18 protein-coding genes are annotated in these 18,212 nt (G+C 70.5%); 12 read left to right on the forward strand and 6 right to left on the reverse strand.

The genetic code is table 11. From position 1 onward, the window contains the following. Positions 1-70 precede the first annotated feature (70 nt). The gene (locus F0L46_RS07725) at positions 71-424 is read left to right on the forward strand and encodes a response regulator (RefSeq protein WP_149816486.1); all 354 of its coding nucleotides are present in this window, start codon (positions 71-73) and stop codon (positions 422-424) included. Positions 425-641: 217 nt separating this feature from the next. Here F0L46_RS07725 and F0L46_RS07730 read toward each other — a convergent pair whose 3' ends face one another. Together F0L46_RS07730 and F0L46_RS07735 are read right to left on the reverse strand one after the other, a co-directional pair. Beyond that, entirely contained in the window at positions 642-1,019 is a 378-nt protein-coding gene (locus F0L46_RS07730; protein WP_149816487.1) for a response regulator, read from the reverse strand. A gap of 122 nt (positions 1,020-1,141) precedes the next feature. Beyond that, positions 1,142-1,933: a class II glutamine amidotransferase gene (locus F0L46_RS07735; RefSeq protein ID WP_149816488.1), complete on the reverse strand. Its 792-nt coding sequence runs from the start codon at positions 1,931-1,933 to the stop codon at positions 1,142-1,144. 177 nt (positions 1,934-2,110) lie between these two features. On the opposite strand from F0L46_RS07735, the gene F0L46_RS07740 reads away from it, so the two are divergent. Then, entirely contained in the window at positions 2,111-3,520 is a 1,410-nt protein-coding gene (locus F0L46_RS07740; protein ID WP_149816489.1) for a sodium:proton antiporter, read from the forward strand. A gap of 170 nt (positions 3,521-3,690) precedes the next feature. Here the strand turns inward: F0L46_RS07740 and F0L46_RS07745 are convergent, their stop codons facing one another. Beyond that, positions 3,691-5,301: a phosphoenolpyruvate carboxykinase gene (locus F0L46_RS07745; protein ID WP_149816490.1), complete on the reverse strand. Its 1,611-nt coding sequence runs from the start codon at positions 5,299-5,301 to the stop codon at positions 3,691-3,693. Between the two features lie 200 nt (positions 5,302-5,501). After that, complete coding sequence (locus tag F0L46_RS07750) at positions 5,502-6,248, reverse strand: HugZ family pyridoxamine 5'-phosphate oxidase (protein WP_149816544.1); 747 nt, start codon at positions 6,246-6,248, stop codon at positions 5,502-5,504. Between the two features lie 195 nt (positions 6,249-6,443). Between F0L46_RS07750 and F0L46_RS07755 the strand changes: the two genes are divergently transcribed. The 6 genes from F0L46_RS07755 to F0L46_RS07780 all read left to right on the forward strand — a co-directional run bounded on the left by F0L46_RS07755 (position 6,444) and on the right by F0L46_RS07780 (position 10,680). Further along, entirely contained in the window at positions 6,444-7,142 is a 699-nt protein-coding gene (locus F0L46_RS07755; RefSeq protein WP_149816491.1) for a response regulator transcription factor, read from the forward strand. A gap of 39 nt (positions 7,143-7,181) precedes the next feature. Next, a complete protein-coding gene (locus F0L46_RS07760; protein WP_149816545.1) occupies positions 7,182-8,921 on the forward strand; it encodes a sensor histidine kinase in 1,740 nt (579 codons plus the stop codon). Beyond that, positions 8,918-9,373, forward strand: coding sequence for an HPr kinase/phosphorylase (locus F0L46_RS07765; protein WP_149816492.1), 456 nt, complete (start codon positions 8,918-8,920; stop codon positions 9,371-9,373). Before F0L46_RS07760 ends, F0L46_RS07765 begins: the two co-directional genes overlap by 4 nt. 90 nt (positions 9,374-9,463) lie before the next feature. Next, positions 9,464-9,865, forward strand: a complete 402-nt coding sequence (locus F0L46_RS07770; RefSeq protein ID WP_149816493.1) for a PTS sugar transporter subunit IIA — start codon at positions 9,464-9,466, stop codon at positions 9,863-9,865. Position 9,866: 1 nt separating this feature from the next. Beyond that, on the forward strand, positions 9,867-10,148 hold the full coding sequence (locus tag F0L46_RS07775) for an HPr family phosphocarrier protein (protein WP_149816494.1): 282 nt from the start codon (positions 9,867-9,869) through the stop codon (positions 10,146-10,148). Between the two features lie 106 nt (positions 10,149-10,254). Beyond that, complete coding sequence (locus F0L46_RS07780) at positions 10,255-10,680, forward strand: DUF4864 domain-containing protein (protein WP_149816495.1); 426 nt, start codon at positions 10,255-10,257, stop codon at positions 10,678-10,680. 3 nt (positions 10,681-10,683) lie between these two features. Here F0L46_RS07780 and F0L46_RS07785 read toward each other — a convergent pair whose 3' ends face one another. Both F0L46_RS07785 and F0L46_RS07790 read right to left on the reverse strand, forming a co-directional pair. After that, positions 10,684-11,088: a type II toxin-antitoxin system VapC family toxin gene (locus F0L46_RS07785; protein WP_149816496.1), complete on the reverse strand. Its 405-nt coding sequence runs from the start codon at positions 11,086-11,088 to the stop codon at positions 10,684-10,686. Continuing rightward, positions 11,085-11,330, reverse strand: coding sequence for a type II toxin-antitoxin system VapB family antitoxin (locus F0L46_RS07790; RefSeq protein WP_149816497.1), 246 nt, complete (start codon positions 11,328-11,330; stop codon positions 11,085-11,087). Before F0L46_RS07790 ends, F0L46_RS07785 begins: the two co-directional genes overlap by 4 nt. Before the next feature lie 164 nt (positions 11,331-11,494). On the opposite strand from F0L46_RS07790, the gene ahcY reads away from it, so the two are divergent. From ahcY to F0L46_RS07810, 4 genes are all read left to right on the forward strand, one after another. Next, on the forward strand, positions 11,495-12,904 hold the full coding sequence (ahcY, locus tag F0L46_RS07795; protein WP_149816498.1) for an adenosylhomocysteinase: 1,410 nt from the start codon (positions 11,495-11,497) through the stop codon (positions 12,902-12,904). Positions 12,905-13,333: 429 nt separating this feature from the next. Then, positions 13,334-15,853 carry a PAS-domain containing protein gene (locus F0L46_RS07800; RefSeq protein WP_149816499.1) on the forward strand — a complete coding sequence of 840 codons (2,520 nt, stop codon included), beginning with the start codon at positions 13,334-13,336 and terminating at the stop codon, positions 15,851-15,853. Between the two features lie 8 nt (positions 15,854-15,861). Further along, complete coding sequence (gene tsaE, locus F0L46_RS07805; protein WP_188311891.1) at positions 15,862-17,430, forward strand: tRNA (adenosine(37)-N6)-threonylcarbamoyltransferase complex ATPase subunit type 1 TsaE; 1,569 nt, start codon at positions 15,862-15,864, stop codon at positions 17,428-17,430. Between the two features lie 39 nt (positions 17,431-17,469). Further along, complete coding sequence (locus F0L46_RS07810; RefSeq protein WP_149816500.1) at positions 17,470-18,207, forward strand: nucleotidyltransferase family protein; 738 nt, start codon at positions 17,470-17,472, stop codon at positions 18,205-18,207. Positions 18,208-18,212 lie beyond the last annotated feature (5 nt).

The following is an 18,212-nucleotide window of genomic DNA, read 5'->3' on the forward strand; positions in this document are numbered from 1 at the left end:
GACCCCGATTTGACGAAGGCCCGGGACCTGTGAGAGGCCCTGCTGCGCGGAAGGTGAAACCGGTGCACAGATGAACAAACCAGTCGTGCTCGTCGTCGAGGACCAGGCCCTCATCGGCCTGTCGATCGAGGCCTTCCTGGCGGAAGCCGGCTACACCGTGGCGGGTCCCTTCGCCTCCAACAAGGAGGCCCTCGGCTGGCTCGACCACGGCAAGCCCGCCGCCGCGGTGCTCGATCTCGGCCTCAAGGACGGGCTCTCCACCCGGCTCGGCGAGGAACTACGCCGGCGCGGGGTCGGGTTCCTGGTCTATTCCGGCCACGCCCAGCGCCCGGATCTCGCCCCCGAGCTTCACGACGTGCCCTGGCTGAGAAAGCCCGTGCCCCGCGAGGATCTCCTGCGGGCCGTGAACGCGCTGATCGCCTGAGCGGATCGGGTTTCAACCCCGCTCCCACCCTCGTCCTGAGAAGGTGGCCCAGAAGTAGAGGCCACTCTCCCCCCTCGTCCTGAGGTGCCCCCCGCAGGCGGGCCGCGAAGGGCGCTCCAGGGATCTCCCTCCGGCTGTGGCCCGTCCTGCGTGCTTCGAGACGCCCGCCTTCGGCGGGCTCCTCAGCATGAGGGCCTGCGGAAACCGTCCCGGTCCGTCAGGCCAGAACCTCGCGCATCACGCCGACGAGCTCGTCCGGGCGGTAGGGCTTGGGCACGAAGCGGCCGTTGTCGGGGATGTCCTGCGGCTCCAGGCGGGCGCGGCCCGAGGCGATGACGAGGCGCACGTCCGGGCGCCGGTCGTGGACGATGCGCGCGAGCGCCACCCCGTCGAGCTCGCCGGGCATCTGCACGTCCGTGAACAGGATGTCGACCTCCGGATGCGCCTCCAGCTGCGCCAGCGCGTCTTGCGCGTCCATCGCCTCCACCACGAGGAAACCCGCATCCTCGAGCACGTCGGTGCCCAGCATGCGCACGAGCGGTTCGTCCTCGACGAGGAGAATCACGGTTGGGGTATGAGGAAAGGGCGCGGTCATCCAGGTCCAATCCCGCAGGCAATCACGGGTTCCAGCTTGACCGAAACCCGGTTCCCACCCTTGCGCGAGCCGAAGGGGTCGCACTCCCCGCCGGCGCGAGATCCGGGGTCGCGGCGGGCGGCTCAGGCCGCGAGGCGAGCCATCGCCTCGTCGAGGCAGGTGATCGAGGTGCCCTGGCCCGGCCGCGCCACGAGGGTGCAGCCCTTAGGCACAGGGGTCCAGACCTCGCGGCGGGTGTCGAAGGGCTCGGAGACCACCACGAGGCCCGTGTCGCCCTCGCGGTAATAGAGGCTCGGCGGCTTGGCATCGCAGGCCCAGCGGAAAGCGTAGAGGCTCTCGCCGTCGGTGTAGGCGGCCGTGAAGCGCAGGGGCTCCTCGATGCCCGCCGCGCTCATGAGTCCGCGCACCGCCTTGAGCACCCGGGCGATGGCGCCGACCGGGTCCTCGGCCAGGCCCTGGCCCAAGGCCGCGAGGAAGATCGCCTCCGAATCGCCCGTGCCGAGCCGCTGCTCATAGAGCCCGTCGGGGATCATCTCCTCGATCCGCCGCTTGATCCGGCCATAGCCCCCGACCTGGCCGTTATGCATGAACATGTGCGGGCCATGCGAGAAGGGGTGGCAGTTCGCCCGCGTGGTCGCCGTGCCCGTGGAGGCGCGCACATGGGCGAAGAACAGGCGCGAGCGCACCTGCGCGCACAGCGAGCGCAGGTTCTCGTCCGACCAGGCCGGGCGGATCTCCCGGTAGAGCCCCGGCATCTCGCGCTCGCCGTACCAGCCGAGCCCAAATCCGTCCCCGTTCGTCTCGGTCTTCGCCTCCTGGGCGTGGAGCGACTGGTGCACCAGCGAGTGGGCCGGGGCGCAGACATAATCGGAGAGGAAGACGGGTTCGCCCTGGTAGGCGAGGAAGCGGCACATCCGGCGGTCCCCCTTGAGCCGGCGCGACGCGAGCCCGGCTTCACCCCTTTAGCTTCGCGAAAGGTCCGTGAACAACCCGTTAACGACCGGACGCGCGTCGCGCCGTTGCGCCCGGGCGCGCGGTTGGCTACGAGCAGGCCTGCGCCTCGTGAAGACGGCCGCAGGGGACATCCTTCGATGCTCAAGCTCTTGACCGCGGTGCTCCTCCTCGCGCCGCAGGCCGCCCTGGCGGCGGACCTGGACGGGCGCACGCTCGGTGCCGCCTGGGCCCTGCCCTTCGTGGGCATCCTGCTCTCGATCGCGCTCTTCCCCCTGCTGGCGCCTCATGCCTGGGAGCATCACCAGGGCAAGATCGCGGCGTTCTGGGCCGCCCTCGTCCTCGTGCCGCTCGCCTTGCTCAAGGGACTCCCGGCGGCGGTGGGCGCCTCGCTCCACGTGGCCCTCCTCGAATACGTGCCCTTCATCCTGCTGCTCTTCGCGCTCTTCACCATCGCGGGCGGCATCCGGATCAAGGGCAACCTGCACGGCTCGCCGCTCACCAACGCCACGCTTCTCCTGATCGGCGCGGGGCTCGCGAGCGTGATCGGCACCACGGGCGCCTCGATGGTGATGATCCGCCCCGTGATGCGCGCCAACGACAACCGGCGCTACAACGTCCACGTGATCGTGTTCTTCATCTTCCTGGTGTCGAACATCGGCGGCGCCCTCACCCCCTTGGGCGACCCGCCGCTCTTCCTCGGCTTCCTGCGCGGCGTCGACTTCTTCTGGACGACGAGGCACCTCTTGGCCGAGACCCTGTTCGTGGGCGGCGTGGTGCTCGCGGTCTTCGTCGTGCTCGACACGATCCTCTACCGGCGCGAGCGGGACTATTTCCGGCCCCTCCCCGACCCGACCCCCGACAACCCGCGCATCCAGGTCACGGGCGGCGCCAACTTCGCCCTCATCGGCGTGGTGATCGCGGCGATCCTGTTCAGCGCCTCGTGGAAGCCCGGCGTCACCTTCTCGATCGGCGGCGTCCCGATCGAGCTTCAGAACGCGGTCCGCGACATCGTCTTCGTCGCCGCGGCGCTCGCGTCGCTCGCCCTCACCTCGCCGGAGGACCGGGAGGCGAACGGCTTCTCCTGGGGGCCCATCGCGGAGGTCGCGAAGCTGTTCGCGGGGATCTTCCTGTGCATGGTGCCGGTGCTCGCCATGCTGCGGGCGGGGCTCGAAGGCCCCTTCGCCCAACTCGTGGCGCTGGTCTCGAACCCGGACGGGTCGGCCAACACCGCCGCCTATTTCTGGCTCACGGGAGCGCTCTCGTCGTTCCTGGACAACGCCCCGACCTATCTCGTGTTCTTCGAGCTCGCCGGCGGCGAGCCGAGGAGCCTCATGACCACCGGTGCCCTGACGCTCGCCGCGATCTCCTCGGGCGCGGTCTATATGGGGGCGAACTCCTATATCGGGAACGCGCCGAACTTCATGGTCTACGCCATCGCCAAGGATGGCGGGGTCAAGATGCCGAGCTTCTTCGGCTACATGCTGTGGTCCGGCGCGGTCCTCGTGCCGACCTTCGTCCTCGCCACCTTTGTGTTCTTCCGCGGCTGAGAGGCCGGCTCGGCTAAGGCGCAGGCGGACCTCGAAGGGCGCTCCGGGGGGCTCTGGACGGCGGTGGCAGCGTCCTGCGTGCTTCGAGACGCCTGCTGGCGCAGGCTCCTGGACATGAAAAAGGGGGCCTCGCGGCCCCCTTTCGACGTTTCGCCTGCCCTCTCGGGCAATCAGGCCGCGATCGACATGGTCGGCGCCGCCGCCCGCACGTCGGCGTCCACATGGGCCTCGAAGCGGGTGAAGTTCTGCCCGAACATGTCGACGAGGCGCTTGGCCGTCTCGGCGAAGGCCGCCTTGTCCTGCCAGGTCTTCACCGGATAGAGGATGTGGGGCTCGACGCCCGGCACCGAGGTGGGCACCGCGAAGCCGAAATAGGGGTCGCGGCGGAAATCGGCGCGCGAGAGCGAGCCGTCCAGCGCCGCCGTGAGCAGGCGCCGGGTGACGCGGATCGGCATGCGCCGGCCCACCCCATACTTGCCCCCCGTCCAGCCCGTGTTCACGAGCCAGCAATCCACGTGGTGGCGCGAGATGAGGTCGCGCAGCAGGTTGCCGTAGACGCTCGGATGGCGCGGCATGAACGGCGCGCCAAAGCACGTCGAGAAGGTCGCCTCCGGGTCCTTCACGCCCTTCTCGGTGCCAGCCACCTTCGCCGTGTAGCCCGACAGGAAGTGATACATCGCCTCGGCTCCCGTGAGCTTCGCGATGGGGGGCAGCACGCCGAACGCGTCGGCGGTGAGCATCACGATGTTCTTCGGGTGCCCCGCCCGTCCCGTCTCGCTGGAATTGGGGATGAAGTCGAGCGGGTAGGCGCAGCGCGTGTTCTCGGTCTTCGACCCGTCGTCGAAGTTCGGGATGCGGGTCACGGGATCGACGATCACGTTCTCCAGCACCGTGCCGAAGCGCTTGGTGGTGGCGTAGATCTCAGGCTCGGCCTCCTCCGAGAGGCGGATCGTCTTGGCGTAGCAGCCGCCCTCGAAGTTGAAGACGCCGTTGGGGCTCCAGCCGTGCTCGTCGTCGCCGAGCAGGATCCGGTTGGGGTCGTTGGAGAGCGTCGTCTTGCCCGTGCCCGACAGGCCGAAGAAGATCGAGGTGTCGCCGTCCCGGCCCACATTGGCCGAGCAGTGCATCGGCATGATGCCCTTCGTGGGCAGGATGTAGTTGAGATAGGTGAAGACCGACTTCTTCATCTCGCCCGCATAGGACGTGCCGCCGATGAGCACGATGCGGCGGGCGAAGTCGATGGCGATCACCGTCTCCGAGCGGCAGCCGTGGCGCGACGGGTCGGCCTTGAAGGAGGGCAGGTCCACGATGGTGAGATCGGGTACGTAGGACGCGAGATCCCCCCGGTCGGGGCGGATGAGCAGGTTGCGGATGAACAGGGAGTGCCAGGCGAACTCGGTATAGACCCGCGCCTTGACCCGGTATTGCGGATCCGCGCCGCCCTGGAGGTCCTGCGCGAAGAGCTCCTTGCCCTCGGCGTGCGTGCGGAAGTCCTCGAGCAGCATGTCGAACTGGGCGCGGGTGATCGCGCCGTTGTTGTCCCACCACACCTCGTTCTCGGTGGCCTCGTCGCGCACGACGAACTTGTCCTTGGGCGAGCGGCCGGTATGGACGCCGGTCTCGGCGAGCAGCGCGCCGCCGCGGGCCAGGCGGGTCTCGCCGCGCTGGAGCGATTGCTCGTAGAGGGCGGGCGCCTCGAAGTTCCAGAACACGCGTTTGAGATTGCGGAAGCCGAACGTCTCGGTGCCCTGGGCACCGTTGTAAACGCCGATATTGTCCACGGGGATCATCCTCCTTGGCCGTCTCCCGGAGCTATCCAAGAGGGGCGCTCGGTTGCTGCTGCGGCTCTCTCGGTCGGGGGATCCCGTCGGCTTGGCCACTTGCTGCGATTGTACATGAAAGCGGGGTGACCCCGCGTCAACATGTTTCACGCGGGACGATAAACGCTTACGGTCAAGCCTGGTTCAGTGGCCGCAGACGCTTATTCGCGCTCCCCCGCGGCCCTCGCGGCGTCGGCCATGTCCTTGAGCAACCTGCGCAACTCGCCAGGCCCCGTCACACGTTCGGGGAAGGGCACCCGCGCCGTGAGATCGCCTGCCGCGAGGTCCAGGCCCTCCGGGTCGATCCCCGTGGCGCGCCAGTCCGCCGCGGGCGCCCCCGCGAGCCCCGTGGCGTAGAGCGCGAGCGCGTCGCGGTGGTCCTCGTTCATGTGCGCCACCGCGCCGGCTTCGGCCTCCAGAAGCCGCTCGGCGCCGGTCAGATCGGTGGCGAGGTCCGCGGCCGTGAGGCTCATGGCGCGGGCGAAGCCCCCGTTGAGGTGGCCGCCCTCGAGGGTCACGCGCCAGAACGAGAAGTCGCCGAAGCCCGCATAGAGCCGCGCCTTGGGATGGCGGGCGAGGAAGCGCTCGCGCACCCGCTCCTCGGTGCTGCGCGCCGCCCGCCCGACCACGGTGAGGCGCGGATGGGCCAGCGGATCGCCCTTGCCGCCCTGCGCGAGCAGGATCGAGCAGCGCGGGTCCCGCTCGAGGTTCTGCACATGGGCCGACAGGGTCGACATGAGAAGGAGCGGCGCGCCGTCGGGATCGGTCGCGACGGTGACGAGGGAAGCGAAGGGATGGCCCGTCGCCGCGTCCAGCGTCGCGAGCGCCCCGGCCCGGATGGCGCGCAGGAGCTCCTTGGCGACGGGCACGCCGTCATAGGCCGGCACGGGCGGGGGGCTCTCGGGCATGGTCTCGTCCTCGCGGGGTGCTTTCACGACAAGGCGAACTCCAGGCCCGCTCAGGCGTTGCAGCGGGTCGGGGTGGCGGAAGTGCGGCAGAATGCCTATTTTGCCCTCAAGTTGACGCTTTCGGGCACCAGTTCGCCCCCGGCGCGTTCGCACGGAGAGCGTGCGGGACCACCGTCTGATGTAAGGGACCCGTTCATGCCCACCATCGCCCTGGTCGACGACGACCGCAACATCCTGGCTTCCGTCTCGATCGCCCTCGAGGCGGAGGGCTACCGCATCCAGACCTACACCGACGGCGCCAGCGCCCTCGACGGCCTGCGCCAGTCGCCCCCCGACCTCGCGATCTTCGACATCAAGATGCCGCGGATGGACGGGATGGAGCTCCTGCGGCGCCTGCGCCAGAAATCGGACCTCCCCGTGATCTTCCTCACCTCGAAGGACGAGGAGATCGACGAGCTGTTCGGCCTCAAGATGGGCGCCGACGACTTCATCCGGAAGCCGTTCTCCCAGCGCCTCCTCGTGGAGCGGGTCAAGGCGGTGCTGCGCCGCTTCGCCCCCAAGGACCAGGTCCAGCCCCGCGAGACCGACGCCAAGGCCATGGAGCGGGGCCAGCTGCGCCTCGACCCCGAGCGCCACACCTGCACCTGGCGCAACGAGCCCGTGACCCTCACGGTCACCGAGTTCCTGATCCTGCAGGCGCTCGCCCAGCGCCCGGGCGTGGTCAAGAGCCGCAACGCCCTCATGGACGCGGCCTACGACGACCAGGTCTATGTCGACGACCGCACCATCGACAGCCACATCAAGCGCCTGCGCAAGAAGTTCAAGGTGGTCGACACCACCTTCGACATGATCGAGACCCTCTACGGGGTGGGCTACCGCTTCAAGGAAGGATAACGGGTGGACGCGCGTCCCGCGCAGGCCGATCCTCTTGCCATGCCCCGCCGCCGCGGCCCCGTCGGACGCATCAAGCGCCTGTGGCGCGCCCTCGTGCTGCGCGCCTCCTCGAGCCTCACCCGCCGCATCGTGGTGCTCAACCTCGCGGGCCTCTTCGCGCTCCTCGTCGGCTTCCTCTACCTCAACCAGTTCCGCGAGGGCCTGATCGACGCCCGCGTCCAGAGCCTGTTCATCCAGGGCGAGATCATCGCGGGCGCGATCGCCACCTCGGCGACCGTCGAGACCGACATGATCGCCATCGACCCGGACCGCCTCCTCCAGATGCAGGCCGGCGAGACCTCCGGGCTCGGCGAGGACCCGCCCTCGTCCCTGGAGTTCTCCATCAACCCCGAGCGGGTGGCGCCCCTCGTGCGCCACCTCGTGACCCCGACCCGCACCCGCGCCCGGGTCTTCGACCGGGAGGGCGCGCTCCTTCTCGATACCCGCGCGCTCTATTCGCGCGGCGACATCCTGCGCCTCGACCTGCCCCCGGTGTCCGAGGAGGCGACGCTCGCCGAGCGGGCCTGGAACGCGGTGCGCCGCCTCTTCGTGCGCGAGCCCGCCCCGACGCTCCAGGAGATCGGCCCCCAGAACGGGCGGGCGCTCACGGAGGTGCAGCGCGCCCTCATGGGGGGGCGCGCCAGCAACGTGCGCATCAACAACCGGGGCGAGACGATCGTGCTCGTGGCGGTGCCGATCCAGCGCCAGCGCTCGGTGCGCGGCGCCCTGCTCCTGTCCACGCAAGGGGGCGACATCGACCAGATCATCGCCTCCGAGCGCTTCGCCCTCGTCCAGGTCTTCGCCGTGGGCGCGCTCGTGATGATCGTGCTCTCGGTCCTGCTCGCGGGCACCATCGCGGGGCCCGTGCGCCGGCTGGCCGAGGCCGCCGAGCGGGTGCGCCGGGGCATCAAGTCCCGCCAGGAGATCCCCGACTTCACCGGCCGCTCCGACGAGATCGGCCACCTGTCGGGGGCGTTGCGCGACATGACGCGGGCGCTCTACAACCGGATCGACGCGATCGAGAGCTTCGCGGCCGACGTCTCCCACGAGCTGAAGAACCCGCTCACCTCGCTGCGCAGCGCCGTCGAGACCCTGCCGCGCGCCCGCACCGACGAATCCCGCGGCCGGCTCATGTCGATTATCCAGCACGACGTGCGCCGCCTCGACCGCCTGATCAGCGACATCTCCGACGCCTCGCGCCTCGACGCCGAGCTTGCCCGCTCGGAGGCCGAGCCCGTGGACGTGGCCCGCCTGCTGGAGGCGGTGGTGTCGCTCGCCAACGACGTTCGCCGCCCGCACGAGCCCGTGATCGCGATCACCGTCGAGCCCCCTGCCCGCGGCGGCGACGGCTTCATGGTGCTGGGCCACGACAGCCGCTTAGGGCAGGTGATCCGCAACCTCATCGACAACGCCCGCTCCTTCTCGCCCCCGGACGCCAGCGTGCGCGTCGCGGCCCGCCGCCTGCCGGCGCAGGTCGAGGTGGTGATCGAGGACGACGGGCCGGGGATCCCGCCCCATGCCCTGGAGCGGGTCTTCGAGCGCTTCTACACCGACCGCCCGGACCAGGGATTCGGCCAGAACTCGGGCCTCGGCCTGTCGATCTCGCGCCAGATCGTCGAGGCCCATCGCGGCGAGATCATCGCCGAGAACCGGCCCGGCCCCCCCGACGAGGAGGGCGAGCCCACGCGCCTGGGCGCCCGCTTCATCGTGCGCCTGCCCGCGGCGGCCCGGGACCGATGAGCGCGACGACCATCCATGCGGGCTGCGTGGTGATCGGGGAGGCCGGCGTGCTGATCCGGGGCCCCTCGGGCTCGGGCAAGTCCGCCCTCGCCCGCCGCCTCGTCGAGATCGCGCGGGGCCGCGGCGCGTTCGCCCGTCCCGTCGCCGACGACCGGGTGCGCCTGGAGCGCCGCCACGACCGGCTCCTCGCCCGGCCTGTGCCGGCGATCGCGGGCCTGCAGGAGATTCGCGGCTGGGGCATCGTGGCGGCCGAGCACGAGGGCGCCGCGATCGTGCGCCTCGTCGTCGATTGCCTCACCGAGCCGCCCGAGCGCCTGCCGGCCCCAGAGGGGCGGCGGACAAGCCTCGAAGGCCTGATCCTGCCACGGGTCGCGGGGCTTGCGGGCGACCCGCTCGCGGCCCTCGCTCTCGCCCGGCTCGCGGGCCGGGACGATGCGATCGAGACACGCTGACCAACAAAAAGACGTATTGCTCTTGCGCTCGGCTTCGCAGTGCACAAAATACCGCCCTCGGCCCCCCTCGGGCGTCGGAAAGCGGTTCTCATGATTGGAATGGTGCTCGTGACTCACGGGCAGCTCGCGACAGAGTTTCGGGCTGCGCTCGAGCACGTGGTCGGCCCCCAGGCGCAGCTCGAGACGATCACGATCGGACCCGAGGACGACATGGAGGCGCGCCGCAGCGACATCATGGCGGCGGTGCGCCGGGTCAACACCGGCGAGGGCGTCGTCGTGCTCACCGACATGTTCGGCGGCACGCCCTCGAATCTCGCCCTGTCCTGCATGAACGGCACCTCCGTCGAGGTGGTGGCGGGCATCAACCTGCCCATGCTCATCAAGCTCGCCAGCGTGCGCGGCGAGGAGGTTCTCGCCGACGCGGTGCTCATGGCCCAGGAGGCTGGGCGCAAATACATCAACGTCGCCTCCCGCGTGCTCGCCGGGAAATAGCATGTCCGACGGACCGCTCGCGCGCGATCTCCCCATCATCAACCGCAAGGGCCTCCACGCCCGCGCCTCCGCCAAGTTCGTCCAGACCGTGGAGCGCTACGACGCCGAGGTCACCGTGACCCGCAACGGCGAGACCGTCGGCGGACGCTCCATCATGGGGCTTCTCACGCTCGCCGCCGCGCAGGGCACCACGATTCGCGTGACCGCGGAGGGGCGCCAGGCGACCGAGGCCCTGGAGGGCATCGCGGCGCTGCTCGCGAATCGCTTCGGCGAGGACGAGTAGGAGCGACCACCGGTCGCCGCTCCCGGTCCTTGCCCGGCCGCGCCCCGGCGCTACCCTGATGGCCGACGCCGGCGCAGACCGGCGCGGGGGCGATCAGGAGCCGACCATGCGACACGTCCTCCCCCGCCTGCTTCTCGCGCTGAGCCTCTTCGGCCCCCTTCCCGCCTGGGCCGCCGACGAGGCCGACGGCGCGAGCGTGCGCACCGTCATCGAGCGCCAGCTCGACGCTTTCGCCCGCGACGACGCGGCGGGCGCCTACGCCCACGCGGCCCCCGTGATCCGCGAGGCCTTCCCCACCGACGGCGTCTTCATGTCGATGGTCCGCCGGGGCTACCCGCCGGTCTACCGGGCGCGCCGTCACAGCTTCGCCGACCTGCGGGAGCTGCCCGGCGGCGGGCTGGAGCAGTCCGTGCGCATCGAGGACGAGGCGGGCGAGGACTGGCTCGCGGTCTACACGATGGAAAAGCAGCCCGACGGCACCTGGCAGATCTCGGGCTGCAGGCTGGAGCGGGTGGCAAGCCAGGCGGCCTGAGGCTCAGGGCACCTGGGCGAGGCCGGCGCGGGTGAACTCGTCGGTGCCGTGGGCCAGGATCGGCTCGTCATGCTCCATGGCCAGGGCTGCCACGAAAGCGTCGCCCAGATTGAGCCCCGTGCGCCCGGACCCGCGGCCCTGCCGGGCGTAGAGGGCGGTGGCCAGGGCGGCCGATCGGGCATCGAAAGGCTCGACGACGATCCCAAGCCGCTCGATCGACGCATGGGCATCGGCTGCAACCTCGGCCCGGGAACGCCGCTTCGAACGAGCCATCATGACGACCGCGACATCGACCCCCGAGGCGGACGAGATCCGCCTCACGGGCGATCCGACGAGAGCCTCGACGATCCGCTCGCTGCCGGGCTCCTGGAGCAGGATGGCGCAGACGGCTGACGAATCGACGATCAACGCTCGCTCCACGCATCCTCGATGATGTCCGCCGGGGACCTCGGATCGCCGGTGCCCGGGGCGATGGCGTTGCGTTCACGGAAGGCTGCCGCGATCTCGTCGACATCGGCTGCCGTCAGGCACTGGGCCCGCCACTCCCGTTCGAGCAGATCCTCGATCAGGCGGGTCTTGCTGATCCCGCGTGCCGCCGCAAGGCGTGTCGCGAGCTCGTCGGCACGGGTGCTCTTCAGGTTCAAGGCCATGGGACCTCCCGCAAAGGGTGGAACACCTTCTACATCGGTGGGCGTCGATCCTCCGTCAACTCAACCATCGTCGAAGACATAAAGACATCTTTATATCTTGATTGCCCTCCCGCCCTGCCTCTGCTAGACACCGCCCCAATCCCAACGTGCCGAACGAGGACGTCATGACCAGCACCGCCCGCGACTATATCGTGAAGGACATCGGCCTCGCCGATTGGGGCCGCAAGGAGATCTCCATCGCCGAGACCGAGATGCCCGGCCTCATGGCGGTGCGCGAGGAATACGGCGCGAAGCAGCCCCTCAAGGGCGCCCGCATCGCCGGCTCGCTGCACATGACGATCCAGACCGCGGTGCTCATCGAGACCCTGAAGAGCCTCGGCGCCGACATCCGCTGGGTGTCGTGCAACATCTACTCGACGCAGGACCACGCCGCCGCGGCCATCGCCGCCGCCGGCATCCCCGTCTTCGCCTACAAGGGCGAGACCCTGGAGGAGTACTGGGACTACACCGCGAAGCTGTTCGACTGGCACGGCGGCGGCATGCCCAACATGATCCTCGACGACGGCGGCGACGCCACGCTCCTCGTCCATCTCGGCAAGCGCGCCGAGGACGGCGACACCGCCTTCCTCGACAAGCCGGGCGCCGAGGAGGAGGAGGTGCTCTTCGCCCTCATCCGCCGCCTGCTCGCCGAGAAGCCGAAAGGCTGGTTCAACGAGCTCGCCCGCTCCATCAAGGGCGTGTCGGAGGAGACCACCACGGGCGTCCACCGCCTCTACGTGATGGAGAAGGAGGGCAAGCTCCTCTTCCCTGCGATCAACGTCAACGACGCGGTGACGAAGTCGAAGTTCGACAACCTCTATGGCTGCCGCGAGTCGCTCGTCGACGGCATCCGCCGCGGCACGGACGTGATGATGGCCGGCAAGGTCGCCATGGTGGCGGGCTTCGGCGACGTCGGCAAAGGCTCCGCCGCGAGCTTGCGCCAGGCCGGCTGCCGCGTGCTCGTCTCCGAGGTCGACCCGATCTGCGCGCTGCAGGCCGCCATGGAAGGCTACGAGGTCACGACCATGGAGGACGCGGCGCCCCGCGCCGACATCTTCGTCACCGCCACGGGCAACAAGGACGTGATCACGATCGACCACATGCGCGCCATGAAGGACCGCGCGATCGTGTGCAACATCGGCCACTTCGACAACGAGATCCAGGTCGCGGGTCTCAAGAACATGAAGTGGGACAACATCAAGCCCCAGGTGGACGAGATCACCTTCCCCGACGGCCACCGCATCATCCTCCTGTCGGAGGGGCGGCTCGTGAACCTCGGCAACGCCATGGGCCACCCGAGCTTCGTGATGTCGGCGTCCTTCACCAACCAGACCCTGGCCCAGATCGAGCTCTACACGAACCCGGGCAAGTACGAGCGCAAGGTCTACACGCTGCCGAAGCACCTCGACGAGAAGGTGGCGCTCCTGCACCTGGAGAAGATCGGCGCGAAGCTCTCCAAGCTGCGCCCCGACCAGGCCGCCTATATCGGCGTCGCCGAGACGGGTCCCTTCAAGCCCGACCACTACCGCTACTGATCGCCTGCCGCCCCGCGCGGCACGCCATACGACCCCTGGGAGCCCGGCCGTGCGAACGGCCGGGCTTTCGCATGTCCGGCCGACGCCTGCGCCGGCCGCAGGGCCGGACCGCTTCGGGTGTCCCGCCCCGCGCGGATCGCATGGCCCAGGCCAGGCCTTCCCCGACGCCACTTGTGTCGGCTCTGCCACAGGTCTGCCACACTCTGCCGCCCGGAGCCCCTCGGGGAGGGCCGACCCCCTTCCGGCTCTCCGGGGCGGCGGTCTACATTGACGACGATTCGTTCGCAGGGCCGCACGGTTCGGCCAGGGCGAAGGGGTTCTGTCAGGCGTAGCAAAAAATCAAAGACGCGCTCGGTATCGCCGGGCGCGAGAGAGGCCTTTTGGCCCTGGGGGCAGGGTCGATCGCGACTCGTGGAGGGGCAACGAGGCATGGATTTGGACGACGTACGGTCGCCGTGGCGGGATCGCCCCGTGACCGGCGCCCCGGCGTGGGGCGTCCGACTGCGTGCGGCGTTGCTGGCGGGCGTGGCCTCCGTGAGCGGCTCGGGCACGGCCGCCGCCCAGGCCGGCATCCTCGAGGCTGCGGGGAACCTGCGCTTCGAGGCGCAGCACGCGGTGGGCGTCGCGTCGGTGGCGGGCCTCGTGATCTTCTCGACGACGCTGGCGCTGCTGCACCTGTGGGAGCGCAAGGGAGCCGCCGAGCGCGAGCGGGCGCTTCGCCGCGAGCTCGACGCCCTGCACGGCGCCCAGGAGCGCGCCGAGATGCTCGTCGGCGCCGAGCGCCAGCTCATGATCTCCTGGGACGGCCGCGACGGCGAGCCCCGGATCGACGGCGATGCGTCAGTGCTCGGCGACAGCGTGAGCCCCGGTCGCCCGCTCGCCTTCGGCGCCTGGCTCAGCCCCGCCGACGCCGCCGCCATCGATGCCGCGCTCGCGCGCCTCAAGGAGCGCGGCGAGGGCTTCCACCTGACCCTGCGCACCACCCGCGACCGCTTCATGGAGGCGGAAGGCCGGGCGATCGGCGGGCGCGCGATCCTGCGCCTTCGCGACGTCACCGGCGACCGGCTGGAGCTCCTGCGCGTGCGCCAGGAGCTCGCCCGCGCCGCCGAGGGCCTGACCCTCACCAACGCGCTCCTCGACGCGCTCGCCCAGCCCGTGTGGCTGCGCGACGCGGACGGGCGTCTCGCCTGGGTGAACCGCGCCTATCTGCAGGCGGTGGAGGCCGCGAGCGTCGAGGACGTGCGCGCCCGATCCCTGGAGCTTCTCGACCGCGGCGCCCGCGACGAGGCCGAGGCCCGGCGCCGGACCGGCGAGCGCTACGAGGCGCGCGTCGCCGCGGTCGTCGCCGGCACCCGCCGGGTCCTCGACGTGGCCGAGGGCCCGGCGGGCAGCGGCAGCGCCGGGATGGCCGTGGACGTGTCCGAGCTCGACGGGGTGCGCGCCGACCTCCAGCGCCAGATGGAGGCGCACGCCCGCACCCTCGACCAGGTGCCGACCGCGGTCGCGATCTTCGACTCGCGCCAGCGCCTCGTCTTCCACAACACGGGCTACCGCCAGCTCTGGGGCCTCGACCAAGCCTTCCTCGACGGGCATCCCACCGACGGCGAGATCCTCGATCACCTGCGCGCCGGCCGGAAGCTCCCCGAACAGGCCGATTTCCGCGCCTGGAAGGCCGCCGTGCTCGGCGCCTACCGGACGGTCGAGCCCCAGGAGACCTGGTGGCACCTGCCCGACCGCCGGACCCTGCGCGTCGTCGCGACGCCGGGCCCGGGCGGCGGCCTCACCTATCTCTACGACGACGTCAGCGACCGCATCCTGCTGGAATCGCAGTACAACGCCCTCAACCGCGTCCAGCGCGAGACCCTCGACACCCTGCGCGAAGGCGTGGCGGTGTTCGGCAGCGACGGACGCCTGAAGCTCTCCAACCGCGCCTTCGCCGACATGTGGAAGCTCGGCGACGACACGGTGGCGTCGGGCCCGCATATCGACGCCTTCGTGAAGATGTGCCGCCCGCTCGCCCCCCAAGAGGAGCTGTGGGTGGACCTGCGCGCCGCCATATCGGGCCTCTCCGACATGCGGCTCAGCCATTCCTGCCGCATGGAGCGCCGCGACGGCTCGGTCCTCGACTGCACGGCCCAGCCGCTTCCCGACGGCGCCACGCTCCTCACCTTCATCGACATGACGGCGAGCGTGAACGTCGAGCGCGCGCTCACCGAGAAGAACGACGCCCTGGAGCGGGCAAGCCGCCTTCGCGACGAGTTCGTCCACCACGTCTCCTACGAGCTGCGCTCGCCGCTCACCACGATCATCGGCTTCGCGCAGCTCCTCGGCGACGAGTCGGTCGGCGTGCTCAACGCCCGCCAGCGGGAATATTCCGACCACATCAAGCGCTCGTCGGGCGCGCTGCTCGCCATCATCAACGACATCCTCGACCTCGCCTCCATCGATACGGGCTCCCTGGAGCTGGACCTGAGCCCCGTCGACATCCGCGAGACCATCGAATCGGCCGTGCGCGGCCTCGACGACCGGCTCGCCGACACCCGCATCCACCTCGACATCCAGGTGCCCGCCGGCATCGGCACCTTCGTGGCGGACCAGAAGCGCGTCCGGCAGGTGCTCTACAACCTGCTCTCCAACGCCATCGGCTTCTCCTCAGAGGGGCAGACGGTCACGATCCGGGCGCGTAAGGTCGAGGGCGAGGTCCTGTTCGAGGTCACGGACCAGGGCCGCGGCATGCCGCCGGAGGTACGCGCCAAGGTGTTCGAGCGCTTCGAGAGCAATACGCTGGGCACGCGCCACCGCGGCGTGGGCCTCGGCCTGTCCATCGTCCGCTCCTTCGTGGAGCTCCACGGCGGGCGCATCGATCTCGCCTCCGCGCCGGGGCAGGGCACCACGGTCACCTGCATCTTCCCGGCCGACGGCGTGCCCCAGCGCCTCGCGGCGGAGTAGGGCCCGTGATGCCATCCGTCTCCTGGACCGCGATGCCGCTGGGGCCCGAAGCCGCCGTGACCTGGCATATCCGGCTGCCCGACGAGGCCGCGACCCTCGATTTCGGGCGCTTCCTCGCCGACGAGCTGAAAGTCGGCGATCTCGTCACCCTGTCCGGTGGCCTGGGCGCCGGCAAGACCACGCTCGCGCGCGTCGTGGTCCAGTCGCTTGCGGGCGACGAGGCCCTGGAGGTGCCGAGCCCCACCTTCACCCTGCTCCAGACCTACGAGACCGCCCGCGGGCCCGTGGCCCATGCCGACTTCTACCGCATCGGCGGGCCGGGCGAGCTCATGGAGCTCGGCTTCGAGGAGATCGCCGAGCGCTCCATCACCCTCGTGGAATGGCCCGAGCGGGCAGCCGGCGCGCTCGCCTCCTCGCGGCTCGACATCGCCCTCGATCTGGATCCCCGCTCCGGGCCCGACGCCCGCGTGGCGCTGCTCACCCCGACGGGCGATTTCGGCGCCCGGGTGGCCCGAGCCATGTCGCTGCGCCGCCTTCTGGAGCGCGCCGGCTGGGCCGACGCCCAGCGCGCCTTCATGATGGGCGACGCCTCCACCCGCGCCTACGAGCGGCTCACCAAGCCCACCGGCGAGACCGCCGTTCTCATGATCTCGCCGCCGCGCCCGGACGGGCCGCCGATCCGCCGCGGCAAGCCCTACAGCGCCATCGCGAAGCTCGCCGAGAGCATCCACGCCTTCGTCGCCGTGGACCGCGGCCTGCGGGCTCTGGGCCTCAGCGCTCCCCGCATCTATGGCGAGGAGCTGGAGGCGGGGCTCCTCCTCCTGGAGGATCTCGGCCACGAGGGCGTCGTCGACGAGAACGGCCCGATCCCCGAGCGCTATGCCGAGGCCGTGGCGCTTCTGGCCCGCCTGCATGCCACGACCCTGCCCAACGTGCTCCCCGTGGCCGAGGACCGGGAGCACGTGGTGCCCCCTTACGATCTCGAGGCGATGCTCATCGAGGTGGACCTCCTCCTCGACTGGTACGCCCCCCACATCGCCCGCGCCGAGATCCCGACCTCGGTGCGCATGGAGTTCACCTCGCTGTGGACCGCGACCATCCAGGAGGGCCTCGCGGGCCCCGCCACCTGGACGCTGCGCGACTACCACTCGCCGAACCTCCTCTGGCTGCCCCGGCGCGACGGGCTCGCCCGGGTGGGGCTCATCGACTTCCAGGACGCGGTCCTGGGGCCGCCGGCCTACGACGTGGTCTCCCTCCTCCAGGACGCCCGGGTGGACGTGTCGGCGGAGCTGGAGCTGCGCCTCCTCGGCCACTACGCCAAGTGCCGCAAGTCCCACGATCCCGATTTCGACGTCGGCGCCTTCGCGGGGGCCTACGCGATCATGGGGGCGCAGCGCGCCACGAAGATCCTCGGCATCTTCGCCCGCCTCGACCGGCGCGATCGCAAGCCCCATTACCTGCGCCACATGCCCCGCATCGATGCCTATCTCACCCGCAACCTGCGCCACCCCGCCTTGCGGGCGCTGAAAGTGTGGTACGACCACCATATGCCCAAGCTCGGCGGGGGCGCCCCGTGACGGACCACGCCCGCGCGAGCCGGGCCTGAGGGGGGAGCGATGACGCAAGGTGCCCTGACCCCGCGGATCGGGACCGCGATGGTGCTCGCCGCCGGCCTCGGCAAGCGCATGCGCCCCATCACGGCGACGACCCCGAAGCCCCTCGTGGAGGTCGGCGGCCGCGCCATGCTCGACCACGCCCTCGACCGGCTCGTCGAGGCGGGGGTGCCCCACGCCGTGGTCAACGTCCATTATCTGGCCGACCTCATCGAGGCCCGCCTGTCCCGGCGCACCGCGCCGCGCATCACGGTCTCGGACGAGCGCGACGCTCTGCTGGAGACCGGCGGCGGCGTGAAGCGCGCGCTCCCGCTACTGGGTGAGGCGCCCTTCCTGATCCTGAACTCCGATTCCCTCTGGATCGAGGGCCCGCATTCCAACGTCGCCCGCTTGATCGAGGCCTGGGACCCTGAGCGGATGGACATCCTGCTCCTGCTCGCCTCCACGGCGACGAGCTTCGGCTATGACGGCGCGGGCGACTTCGTGATGGATCCCGCGGGCGCCCTGGAGCGGCGCGGCGAGCGGCGCATGGCGCCCTTCGTCTATGCCGGCGTCGCGATCCTCCGGCCCGAGCTCTTCGCCGACACCCCCGACGGCGCGTTCTCGCTCAACCTCCTGTTCGATCGGGCGATCACCGCCGGGCGCCTGTACGGCATGCGCCTCGACGGCGAGTGGCTGCATGTGGGCACGCCCGACGCCATCGCCGGCGCCGACGAGCGCATCCGATCGAGCGCGCGTTAGGACCC

Source organism: Salinarimonas soli, assembly GCF_008386575.1.
Taxonomy (GTDB): Bacteria; Pseudomonadota; Alphaproteobacteria; order Rhizobiales; family Beijerinckiaceae; genus Salinarimonas_A; species Salinarimonas_A soli.

What these genes read in the sequence shown, in the direction of transcription:
- F0L46_RS07725 (WP_149816486.1), top strand. Translation starts at nt 71, where the DNA reads ATGAACAAACCAGTCGTGCTCGTCGTCGAGGACCAGGCCCTCATCGGC.
- F0L46_RS07730 (WP_149816487.1), bottom strand. Translation starts at nt 1,019, where the DNA reads ATGACCGCGCCCTTTCCTCATACCCCAACCGTGATTCTCCTCGTCGAG.
- F0L46_RS07735 (WP_149816488.1), bottom strand. Translation starts at nt 1,933, where the DNA reads ATGTGCCGCTTCCTCGCCTACCAGGGCGAACCCGTCTTCCTCTCCGAT.
- F0L46_RS07740 (WP_149816489.1), top strand. Translation starts at nt 2,111, where the DNA reads ATGCTCAAGCTCTTGACCGCGGTGCTCCTCCTCGCGCCGCAGGCCGCC.
- F0L46_RS07750 (WP_149816544.1), bottom strand. Translation starts at nt 6,248, where the DNA reads ATGCCCGAGAGCCCCCCGCCCGTGCCGGCCTATGACGGCGTGCCCGTC.
- F0L46_RS07755 (WP_149816491.1), top strand. Translation starts at nt 6,444, where the DNA reads ATGCCCACCATCGCCCTGGTCGACGACGACCGCAACATCCTGGCTTCC.
- F0L46_RS07760 (WP_149816545.1), top strand. Translation starts at nt 7,182, where the DNA reads ATGCCCCGCCGCCGCGGCCCCGTCGGACGCATCAAGCGCCTGTGGCGC.
- F0L46_RS07765 (WP_149816492.1), top strand. Translation starts at nt 8,918, where the DNA reads ATGAGCGCGACGACCATCCATGCGGGCTGCGTGGTGATCGGGGAGGCC.
- F0L46_RS07770 (WP_149816493.1), top strand. Translation starts at nt 9,464, where the DNA reads ATGATTGGAATGGTGCTCGTGACTCACGGGCAGCTCGCGACAGAGTTT.
- F0L46_RS07775 (WP_149816494.1), top strand. Translation starts at nt 9,867, where the DNA reads ATGTCCGACGGACCGCTCGCGCGCGATCTCCCCATCATCAACCGCAAG.
- F0L46_RS07780 (WP_149816495.1), top strand. Translation starts at nt 10,255, where the DNA reads ATGCGACACGTCCTCCCCCGCCTGCTTCTCGCGCTGAGCCTCTTCGGC.
- F0L46_RS07790 (WP_149816497.1), bottom strand. Translation starts at nt 11,330, where the DNA reads ATGGCCTTGAACCTGAAGAGCACCCGTGCCGACGAGCTCGCGACACGC.
- ahcY (WP_149816498.1), top strand. Translation starts at nt 11,495, where the DNA reads ATGACCAGCACCGCCCGCGACTATATCGTGAAGGACATCGGCCTCGCC.
- F0L46_RS07800 (WP_149816499.1), top strand. Translation starts at nt 13,334, where the DNA reads ATGGATTTGGACGACGTACGGTCGCCGTGGCGGGATCGCCCCGTGACC.
- tsaE (WP_188311891.1), top strand. Translation starts at nt 15,862, where the DNA reads ATGCCATCCGTCTCCTGGACCGCGATGCCGCTGGGGCCCGAAGCCGCC.
- F0L46_RS07810 (WP_149816500.1), top strand. Translation starts at nt 17,470, where the DNA reads ATGACGCAAGGTGCCCTGACCCCGCGGATCGGGACCGCGATGGTGCTC.